The 9,954-nt window shown below is 65.7% G+C and carries 11 protein-coding genes; 3 read left to right on the forward strand and 8 right to left on the reverse strand.

Features of this window, described 5'->3' with window-relative positions; genetic code table 11:
* The 4 genes from AC1DS3_RS03930 to rpe all read right to left on the reverse strand — a co-directional run bounded on the left by AC1DS3_RS03930 (position 1) and on the right by rpe (position 4,010).
* Positions 1-570, reverse strand: coding sequence for an aminodeoxychorismate/anthranilate synthase component II (locus tag AC1DS3_RS03930; RefSeq protein ID WP_477126727.1), 570 nt, complete (start codon positions 568-570; stop codon positions 1-3).
* 24 nt (positions 571-594) lie between these two features.
* Positions 595-2,112, reverse strand: a complete 1,518-nt coding sequence (gene trpE, locus AC1DS3_RS03935; protein ID WP_477126728.1) for an anthranilate synthase component I — start codon at positions 2,110-2,112, stop codon at positions 595-597.
* Between the two features lie 459 nt (positions 2,113-2,571).
* Positions 2,572-3,303, reverse strand: a complete 732-nt coding sequence (gph, locus tag AC1DS3_RS03940; RefSeq protein WP_441640274.1) for a phosphoglycolate phosphatase — start codon at positions 3,301-3,303, stop codon at positions 2,572-2,574.
* Positions 3,300-4,010, reverse strand: a complete 711-nt coding sequence (gene rpe, locus AC1DS3_RS03945) for a ribulose-phosphate 3-epimerase (protein ID WP_006162583.1) — start codon at positions 4,008-4,010, stop codon at positions 3,300-3,302. Before rpe ends, gph begins: the two co-directional genes overlap by 4 nt.
* A 165-nt stretch (positions 4,011-4,175) precedes the next feature.
* Between rpe and apaG the strand changes: the two genes are divergently transcribed.
* A complete protein-coding gene (apaG, locus tag AC1DS3_RS03950; protein WP_006162582.1) occupies positions 4,176-4,550 on the forward strand; it encodes a Co2+/Mg2+ efflux protein ApaG in 375 nt (124 codons plus the stop codon).
* 25 nt (positions 4,551-4,575) lie between these two features.
* Here the strand turns inward: apaG and AC1DS3_RS03955 are convergent, their stop codons facing one another.
* On the reverse strand, positions 4,576-4,803 hold the full coding sequence (locus AC1DS3_RS03955; RefSeq protein ID WP_043349921.1) for a hypothetical protein: 228 nt from the start codon (positions 4,801-4,803) through the stop codon (positions 4,576-4,578).
* Between the two features lie 88 nt (positions 4,804-4,891).
* Between AC1DS3_RS03955 and mltA the strand changes: the two genes are divergently transcribed.
* Positions 4,892-6,061: a murein transglycosylase A gene (gene mltA / locus AC1DS3_RS03960; RefSeq protein ID WP_477126729.1), complete on the forward strand. Its 1,170-nt coding sequence runs from the start codon at positions 4,892-4,894 to the stop codon at positions 6,059-6,061.
* A gap of 73 nt (positions 6,062-6,134) precedes the next feature.
* Here mltA and paaK read toward each other — a convergent pair whose 3' ends face one another.
* From paaK to paaG, 3 genes are all read right to left on the reverse strand, one after another.
* Positions 6,135-7,436, reverse strand: a complete 1,302-nt coding sequence (gene paaK, locus AC1DS3_RS03965; RefSeq protein ID WP_477126730.1) for a phenylacetate--CoA ligase PaaK — start codon at positions 7,434-7,436, stop codon at positions 6,135-6,137.
* 63 nt (positions 7,437-7,499) lie between these two features.
* Positions 7,500-7,880: a hotdog fold thioesterase gene (locus AC1DS3_RS03970; protein WP_477126731.1), complete on the reverse strand. Its 381-nt coding sequence runs from the start codon at positions 7,878-7,880 to the stop codon at positions 7,500-7,502.
* 47 nt (positions 7,881-7,927) lie between these two features.
* On the reverse strand, positions 7,928-8,740 hold the full coding sequence (gene paaG, locus AC1DS3_RS03975; protein ID WP_477126732.1) for a 2-(1,2-epoxy-1,2-dihydrophenyl)acetyl-CoA isomerase PaaG: 813 nt from the start codon (positions 8,738-8,740) through the stop codon (positions 7,928-7,930).
* Between the two features lie 206 nt (positions 8,741-8,946).
* Between paaG and AC1DS3_RS03980 the strand changes: the two genes are divergently transcribed.
* Entirely contained in the window at positions 8,947-9,723 is a 777-nt protein-coding gene (locus AC1DS3_RS03980; protein WP_477126733.1) for an enoyl-CoA hydratase, read from the forward strand.
* Positions 9,724-9,954 lie beyond the last annotated feature (231 nt).

Consider the following 9,954-nt stretch of genomic DNA (forward strand, 5'->3'; position numbering starts at 1 on the left):
TCATCGGGGCGCCTTGACGAAGTTGGCCAGCAGCGCATGGCCGTGCTCGGACAGGATGGACTCSGGGTGGAACTGCACSCCYTCGAYGGCGAGCGTCTTGTGGCGCACGCCCATGATYTCGCCATCCGGTGTCCAGGCCGTCACTTCCAGGCAATCCGGCAAGGTCTCGCGCTCGATCKCCAGGGAATGATAGCGCGTCACGTCGAAGTGCTTGGGCAGGCCGGCGAACACGCCTTCCTGCGTGGTCTCGATGCGGCTGACCTTGCCGTGCATGACCTGCTTGGCGCGGATCACCTTGCCGCCGAAGGCTTCGCCGATGGCCTGGTGGCCCAGGCACACGCCCAGCATCGGGATGCGGCCGGCAAAGTGCTGCAGCACTGCCACGGAAATGCCGGCTTCACGCGGGCTGCACGGGCCGGGCGAAACGCAGATATGGTCGGGCTTGAGCGCCTCGATGTCTTCCAGCGTGATTTCGTCGTTGCGATAGGTGCGCACGTCGGCGCCGAGTTCGCCGAAGTATTGGACGATGTTGTAGGTAAACGAATCGTAGTTGTCGATCATCAGCAGCATGGCGGTTCCCCTGTTCCCTTTACCTTAGATATCCGAGTCCAGACCGTCCTGGACCTGCTCAGCGGCGCGGATCACGGCGCGCGCCTTGGCTTCGGTTTCCCTCCATTCGGCTTCGGGGTCCGAGTCGGCAACGATGCCGGCGGCCGCCTGCACATAGAGATTGCCGTCCTTGACGATGCCGGTACGGATCGCAATGGCCAGGTCCATCTCGCCGCCGAAGGACAGGTAGCCCACCGCGCCGCCGTAGATGCCGCGCTTGCGCGGCTCCAGCTCGTCGATGATCTCCATCGCGTGTACCTTGGGCGCACCCGACAGCGTGCCGGCCGGGAAGGTGGCGCGCAGCACGTCGAGGTTGCTCATGCCGGGCTTGAGCGTGCCTTCCACCGAGCTGACGATGTGCTGCACGTGGGAGTATTTTTCGATCACCATCTGGTCGGTGACCTTGACCGAGCCGATCTCGGCGATGCGGCCGATGTCGTTGCGCGCCAGGTCGATCAGCATCACGTGCTCGGCGATTTCCTTGGGATCGTTGAGCAGCTCGGTGGCCAGTTGCGCGTCCTTCTCTGGTGTGTTGCCGCGCGGACGGGTGCCGGCCAGCGGGCGGATAGTGACGATGTGATCCTCGCGCTGGTCGCCGTTGCTGCCCACACGGCGGGTTTCCTGGCGCACCAGGATCTCGGGCGAGGCGCCCACGATCTGGAAGTCGCCGAAGTTGTAGAAGTACATGTAAGGCGACGGGTTCAGCGAGCGCAGCGCGCGGTACAGCGTCAGCGGGGAGTCGCGGTACGGCTTGACCAGGCGCTGGCCGATCTGCACCTGCATCATGTCGCCAGCCATGATGTATTCCTTGGCCTTGTGCACGGCGGCGAGGTAGTCGGCCTTCTCGAATTCGCGGTAGACGTCGGTTTGCACCGAGGGGCTGGTGATAGGCACATCCACCGGCTGGCGCAGCTTCATGCGCAGCTCGCGCAGGCGCTGGCGGGCGCGGGCGTAGGCTTCCGGCGTGGTCGGGTCAGCGTAGACGATCAGGTAAAGCTTGCCGGACAGGTTGTCGATCACGGCCAGCTCTTCGCACAGCAGCAGCTGGATGTCGGGCAGGTTCAGGTCGTCCGGCTTTTGCGTGTTGGCGAGCTTCTTCTCGATATAACGCACCGCGTCGTAGCCGAAGTAGCCGGCCAGGCCACCGCAAAAGCGCGGCAGGCCGGGGCGCAGCGCCACCTTGAAGCGCTTCTCGAAGTCGGCGATGAAGTCGAGCGGGTTGCCTTCATGGGTTTCCACCACGCGGCCATCCGTGACCACTTCGGTGCGCATGCCCGAGGCGCGCAGCAGGGTGCKGGCGTGCAGGCCGATGAACGAGTAGCGTCCAAAGCGCTCGCCGCCCACCACGGATTCCAGCAAGAAGGTGTTGACCCCGCGCGTTTGCGATTGCGCCAGCTTCAGGTACAGCGACAGCGGCGTTTCCAGGTCGGCGAAGGCTTCGGTGATCAGGGGGATACGGTTGTAGCCCTGCTCGGCCAGCGATTTGAATTCCAGTTCGGTCATGTCGATCCTCTTGTGCTGCGGCGCCTGCGTATCAGTATGGCGCACGCCGCGGTGTCGGCAACTTGGGGCTGGAAGGTCGTCAGACCCGCCCCGGAGAGACCATGGCGCGGACGAGTGTCCACGCACGGCCGGGGTGGGCGTGCAGCGCGTTCGGAAGACACCGGCGCAAGGGCTGGATGTCGGGCGGCTGGAAAATCAGAGAAGGTCCGGCAACCTGCCGGTCTGGCCGGCCCGTTCCTGGTGCGGATGCATCGCGGGGATGCGGGAAAGGGGCGGTCAGGAGACTCGCGAACGCACTTTACGCCTGTTGGGAGGCGCGCCAGCGACGCCAGGGCCAGGCCTGCCGATCACTGCCAGAAGAGATGCGTTTGCGGTTCAGAAACATGAAATCGTGTTCAGCGATTTATGGTTTGGATGTTGGGTGGTGCCTTGGCTTCGGCGGCCTTGCGGCCGCCGGGATCATGCCCGGTGTGCCGCCAACAGCTCGGCAACGCGAACAATGGAATCGACTATACCATCGGCGTCAACGCCTTGTACAGGATTGCCGTGGTTGTAGCCGTAGGGCACAAGCAGCACTCCCATGCCCGCCGCGCGGGCCGCCTGCGCATCGTTTTCCGAGTCGCCGACCGCGGCCATTTCGGCCGGCTCCAGGTGGAACACCTCCGCTACCTTGAGCAGCGGAAGGGGATCCGGCTTGCGCAGGGCGAAGGCGTCGCCGCCGTAGACCAGCTCGAAGAACCGGCCCAGGCCGGTCTTGGCCAGCAGCGGCTCGGTGAAGCTATGCGGCTTGTTGGTCACGCAGGCCATCCGGAGGCCAGCTGCCTTCAGGGCCGCCAGGCCCTCGGCGACGCCGGGGTAGACCTGCGAGAACTGACCGTTGATGCGCAGGTATTCGCGGTCGTACAGCGCCAGCGCATCGGCAAACATGCCGTTGGCGTGGGCCGGCGAGAAGCGCGCATCCAGCACGCGCCGGATCAGGTTCTCCGAGCCCTTGCCGACGAAGCTGACGATCTCTTCCTTGCTCATCGGCGCGGCGTTGCCAAGCTGCGGATGCAGGTGGACCAGCGCCTTCAACATGGCATTGACCGCCGCGTGGAAGTCGCCGGCGGTGTCCACCATGGTGCCGTCCAGGTCCACGATGACACCGCGGATGCCGCGCCAGTCGGTGCGCTTCATCTGCGCCGAGCTCATTGGCCTGCCTTGCCGACCTTGGCCAGCTCGCTGCGCATGGCCGACAGCACGCCCTTGTAGCCGCCGTCGGCGTCCGGCTTGCTGAACACGGCGGAACCGGCGACAAAGGTGTCGGCCCCGGCCGCGGCGATCTCGGCGATGTTGTCGATCTTCACGCCACCGTCCACTTCCAGCAGGATGCGGCGTCCGGTGCGCTCGGCATACGCGTCGATGCGCTTGCGCGCCGCACGCAGCTTGTTGAGCGTCTCGGGAATGAAGGACTGGCCGCCAAAGCCGGGGTTGACCGACATCAGCAGGATCACGTCGATCCGGTCCATCACGTGGTCCAGGTGGTGCAGCGGCGTGGCCGGGTTGAACACCAGGCCGGCCTGGCAGCCGTGTTCGCGGATCAGCGCCAGGGAGCGGTCGATATGCTCGCTGGCTTCCGGGTGGAAGGTGATGATATTGGCGCCTGCCTTGGCGAAGTCCGGAATGATGCGGTCCACCGGGCGCACCATCAGGTGCACGTCGATCGGGGCGGTCACGTGGGGGCGGATCGCCTCGCACACCAGCGGGCCCACCGTCAGGTTCGGCACGTAGTGGTTGTCCATCACGTCGAAATGGATCCAGTCGGCGCCGTCCGCGGTCACGCGCCGCACTTCCTCGCCCAGGCGGGCAAAGTCGGCGGACAGGATGGACGGGGCGATGCGGTAGGTGGGCGTGCTCATGGCGGGGCTCGAAAGGAGGGTGCTTCAAGGGGGAAGCCGGTATTTTACCCTCCCCGCGCGGGGCGCCGCTGCCGTCCGACAGGCAGCTTGCGGCGGCTTAGCTTGCCGCCCCCGGAGCCATGCCGCACAATGCGGCTACCCTGATCCCGCCCTGATGTGTCGACAATGAGCGAATACGCGTTTTCCGTGGCCGTACGTACCCAGTACCTGGCCGACCAGTCCGACCCTGAGCGCGGGCGCCATGCCTTCGCCTACACCATCACGATCCACAATACCGGCGAGGTGGCTGCGCAGCTGATCTCCCGGCACTGGGTCATCACCGATAGCGACAACGGTACCCAGGAAGTGGCTGGCCTTGGCGTGGTCGGGCACCAGCCCCTGCTCAAGCCGGGCGAGCATTTCGAGTACACCAGCTGGGCCACCATCTCGACCCCGGTGGGTTCGATGAAGGGCGAGTATTTCTGCGTGGCCGAGGATGGCCATCGCTTCGAGGTGCCGATCCCCGAGTTTGCGCTGGTCCTGCCGCGCATGCTGCACTGAGACGTTGTACTGAACGCGGCGGAACCTATTGGCCCGAAGCGCTGTCCTGATCCTGTTGGGTACGCGCCGTGCCTTGTCCCGCATTTCCTCCATGTCCCGCACGCGACGGATGATCGTCCGGAGCGCGGCTGGGGCGCGGGTTCTTCTTGGCCGTGCCCATGGTCCAGACCACGATGAAGATCAGCAGGAAGAGCGCCAGTCCGGCCTCGAGGGCGAAGAGCAGCATGGGATGGGCTTCAAAGAACTTGCTCATGACAGGGCTACGTGGAGGCGACGGTGGGCATTGTAGGCCATCGGCAGATGCGTCCGGCCGCGATACGCTGAGTTTTCACCCAATCAAGATGGCACACCTGCATTCCCTTTTCCGCTTTCCTTTTTCGTCTTCCCGCGCCTCGTCGGGACAGGCAAGTACCGCTGCCAGCGGCCGCCGGCTTGGCTGGCTCGGGCTTGCCGCCGCCACCACGCTGCTGGCCGGCTGCATGAGCGGCCCGCCGCCCCGCATTGAAGGCCCGGGCACCCGGCCCGTGACGCCGCCCACCGGTTCCACCCAGAAGGGCGTGCTGCAAGCCGCCAGCTGGGGCGAGATCGGCGGCTGGAGCCAGGACGACATGCGCGCCGCCTGGCCGGCGCTGCAGGCCAGTTGCCAGGCCCTGAAGAAGCGCGCCGAGTGGAACCGCGTCTGCGCGCTCGGCCTGATGGTCGACGCAGGCGACCTGGGTGCGATGCGCGCCTACTTCGAGTCCAACTTCCAGCCCTTCCGCGTGGTCAACGGCGATGGCACCGACAGCGGGCTGATCACCGGCTACTACGAGCCGATCCTGCACGGCGCACGCACGCGCCAGGGACAGTACCAGGTCCCGCTGTATCGCAAGCCGCCCCAATGGGGCAGCCGGCCGCTGCCGGCGCGCGGCGAATTGCTGCAGAACCCGGCCCTGCGCGGCCAGGAACTGGTCTGGGTGGATGATCCCGTGGAAGCGGCGTTCCTGCAGATCCAGGGCTCCGGCCGGATCCGCCTGCAGGACGGCAGCGTCATGCGGGTGGGCTTCGGCGGCACCAACGACCAGCCGTTCCGTTCCTTCGGCAAGTGGCTGCTCGACCGCGGCGAGATCACGCCGGCGCAGGCCACCATGCAAGGCATCAAGGCCTGGGCGCGGGCCAACCCGGGGCGCGTGGATGAGATGCTCAACGTGAACCCGCGCTTCGTGTTCTTCCGCGAGCTGCCGCCTAATAACGATGGCCCGGTCGGCGCGCTGGGCGTGCCGCTGRCTGCCGAGCGCTCCATCGCGGTCGATCCCGCGACCATCCCGCTAGGCGTGCCGGTCTTCCTCTCGACCACGCGGCCGCTGTCGTCCGAGCCAATCCAGCGCCTGATGTTCGCGCAGGATACGGGCTCCGCCATCAAGGGCGGGGTGCGGGCTGACTTCTTCTGGGGGGCTGGCGATGCAGCTGGCGAGACCGCTGGACGGATGAAGCAGGGCGGGCGCATGTGGGTGCTGATGCCGCGCAGCTAGGGCATGAAAGCAAGGGCCGGCCATTCCTGGCCGGCCCTTGTTATTACCTCTCCACCTTCAGCGCTTCGGCGCTTCAGCGCGGGCGCTGGTCGACGATGCGCCTCGCCTTGCCCACCGAGCGCTCCACGCCGCCGCTAGGCAGGATCTCGATGCCAACGGTCACGCCGATAAACGCCTTGATGTCGTAGGTCAGCTGGGCGCTGGCCTGCTGCGTGGCCGCCGGGTCGACGCCATGCGCGCATTCCACGCGCACGGTCAGCACATCGAGATGGCCATCCTTGGTCAGCACGCACTGGTAGTGCGGCGCCAGTTCGGCGTGCTTGAGGATCAGTTCCTCGATCTGCGAGGGGAACACGTTGACGCCGCGGATGATCATCATGTCGTCTGTGCGGCCGGTCACCTTCTCCATGCGGCGGAAGGCGCCGCGGGCGCTGCCGGGCAGCAGCCGGGTGAGATCCCGGGTCCGGTAACGGACAATCGGCAGGGCCTCCTTGGACAGCGACGTAAAGACCAGCTCGCCGAATTCACCGTCGGGCAGCACCTCGCCGGTGATGGGATCGATCACCTCCGGGTAGAAATGGTCCTCCCAGATGGTCGGGCCATCCTTGGTCTCTGCGCACTCGCTGGCCACGCCCGGCCCCATGACTTCCGACAGCCCGTAGATATCCACTGCCGAGATGCCCATGCGCTTCTCGATGACCAGGCGCATCTCAGGCGTCCACGGCTCCGCGCCGAAGATACCGACTTTGAGGGAACTGGAGGTCGGGTCGATGCCCTGGCGCTCGAACTCGTCGGCGATGGCCAGCATGTAGCTGGGCGTGACCATGATCACTTCCGGCTTGAAGTCCTGGATCAGCTGCACCTGCCGCTCGGTCTGGCCGCCACCGAACGGGATCGCCGTGAGCCCTGCCTTTTCCACGCCATAGTGCGCGCCGAGTCCGCCGGTAAAGAGCCCGTAGCCGTAGCTGATATGCACCTTGTCGCCGCGCCGCGCGCCGGCCGCGCGGATCGAGCGGGCCACCACCGTGGCMCAGGTGTCGATGTCCTTCAAGGTGTAGCCCACCACCGTGGGCTTGCCGGTTGTGCCCGACGATGCATGGATGCGTGCCACGCGGTCCTGCGGCACGGCGAACATCCCGAACGGGTAGCTATCGCGCAAGTCCTGCTTGGTGGTGAACGGAAAGCGGGCGAGGTCGGCCAGCGTACGGATCTGGTTCGGGTGGACGCCGGCGGCATCGAACTTGTGGCGGTAGACCGGCGAGTTCTGATAGGCGTGGTTGAGCGACCATTGCAGGCGTTCCAGTTGCAACGCCTGCAATGCGTCGCGGCTGGCGGTCTCGATCGGCTCGAGCGGCAGATCTGTCAGGCGCGTCATGGTGTCTCCTGCGCGGGGCTTATGTTTGCTGGTATTTGTATTTATATTCGTCTGGGCCAGGCATCACTGCGCCGCGCCCGGCGGGGCGACCACATGCCCCTTGATCTGCGCGGACTTGCCGGACAGGACCTGCTCCGTGGCTTCTGCCGTCAGCACGTCGCCGCCGTGCACGGGTTTGAGGAACTCGATGCTGCAGCCTGCCGCCACCGTGTTGATATTGTGGCTGTTGCAGGCGAAGGCAAAGGTCGAGTCGGCCAGCGTGAACATCAGGCCGCCGTGGCAGATGCCGTGGCCGTTGAGGAATTCCCGGCGCACCGGCATGGACAAGCGCGCGTAGCCGGGCCGCACGGCCTCGACGATGATGCCCAGCCAGCGGCTGCAGGCGTCGGCTTCGTACATGCTGGCGGCGGCCGCTTCCGCGAGGGCCTGGGGATCGTGGGTCAAGCTGGTCTCCTGTTCGGGCTGTTGGCTGTGCCGGGGCATTGGCGATCCTATCGCCCGGTGAAGCGCGGTGCGCGTTTTTCCAGGAAGGCGTTCACGCCCTCGGCATAGTCGGGCGACGCGCCCAGCTCGCGCTGCAGGTCGCGTTCCAGGTCAAGCTGGGCATCGAGCCCCTGGCTCGCGCCGGCGTACATGGCTTGCTTGATGGCGGCCAGGGCGCGCGTCGGCTGGGCCGCCAGGTGCGTGGCCAGCGCCAACGCCTGCACGGGCAGCAGCGGATCGTCCATCGCCTCCCAGATCAGCCCCCACTTTTCGGCCTCGTCGGCGCTGAGCTTGTCGCCCGTCATGGCCAGGCCCATGGCGCGGGCCATGCCGATGCGCTTGGGCAGCAGCCAGGTGCCGCCCGAATCCGGCACCAGCCCGATCTTGACGAAGGCCTGGATAAAGCTGGCCGAGCGCGCCGCCAGCACCATGTCGCAAGCCAGCGCCAGGTTGGCCCCCGCGCCGGCCGCCGTGCCGTTGACGGCGGCAATCACCGGCAGCGGCAGCTTTTGCAGGCGCCGGACCAGCCGGTTGAACCACACGTCGATCAACTCGCCGAGGTCGGTCATGGCGCCGGGCGTGAAATCCAGGTCGGCCAGGTCMTGTCCCGCGCAGAAGCCGCGCCCGGCACCCGTCAACAGCAGGGCGCGGGCGCCGCCGGCCTCCACATGGTCGAGTGCCAGCTGCAGCACGGCGTGCATTTCGCGGGTAAAACTATTGAGCTTGTCGGGGCGATTCAGCGTGATGACCGCAACCTGGCCATGCCAGGCGAGCAGTATCGGGCCGGTAGTCAGGCTGGTCTGTGGGGGCGTATCTGGCATCTTTCGTCTCCTGCCATGTCAGTGGAGGCAATGTCTGGCGGCACGCGGCCACTCTTATATATAGGAGGGGCCGGATCGCCGTTTAAATTAACCGACCAGTCGGTCGGCAAATGGTAGCACTAATTTGCGCACGCGAGTATCGTCTCGCAGGGTAACGAATCGATCCACTTGCCGCTTTCCGACTTCCCATTCCAAGAGGAGAACACATGCCGTACGAGAACATTCTGGTGGAAACGCGCGGGCGCGTCGGCCTGGTGACGCTGAATCGCCCCAAGGCCCTGAACGCGCTCAATGACGCCCTGATGGATGAACTGGGCGCGGCGCTGCTCGCATTCGACGCCGATGAAGCCATCGGCAGCATCGTGATCACCGGCAGCGAACGCGCTTTTGCCGCGGGCGCCGATATCGGCATGATGGCCAAGTACTCCTACATGGATGTGTACAAGGGCGACTACATCACGCGCAACTGGGAAACGATCCGCCGCATCCGCAAGCCGGTGATCGCGGCCGTTGCCGGCTACGCGCTCGGCGGCGGCTGCGAGCTGGCGATGATGTGCGACATCATCATCGCCGCCGATACCGCCCGTTTCGGCMAGCCCGAGGTCAAGCTGGGCACGATGCCAGGCGCCGGCGGCACCCAACGCCTGCCGCGCGCGGTCTCCAAGGCCAAGGCCATGGACCTGTGCCTGACTTCGCGCATGATGGACGCGGCGGAAGCCGAACGCGCCGGCCTCGTGTCGCGCGTGGTTGCCGCCGACAAGCTGCTCGACGATGCGCTGGCCGCTGCCGAGACCATCGCCGGTTTCTCGCTGCCGGTGGTGATGATGATCAAGGAGTCGATCAATGCGGCTTACGAAACCAGCCTTTCCGAGGGCGTGCACCTGGAGCGCCGTTTGTTCCACTCCACCTTTGCGACGGAAGACCAGAAGGAAGGGATGGCTGCTTTTGTGGAGAAGAGGGCGCCCGATTTCAAGCATCGCTAAAACTTGATAGGTGAATACCCGAGCAACTTCATCGGGTATTCACCTTCCGGTGCGGGTTAAGCGGGCTGTATTTTCTTTATAGATCAATGGGTTGTTCCCGCGCCTTCGGCATGCCTCGCATACTCATGTGACAAAACGATTGCCAAGGTCTGGGGAGGCGCATATGATTCGCCCCCTCGCAACACGAAACACCGCTGCAAAGCAGACGGGGCAAGGGTTGCGGGGTCGGCA

The sequence above is a fragment of the Cupriavidus sp. 01L46 genome, assembly GCF_056399905.1.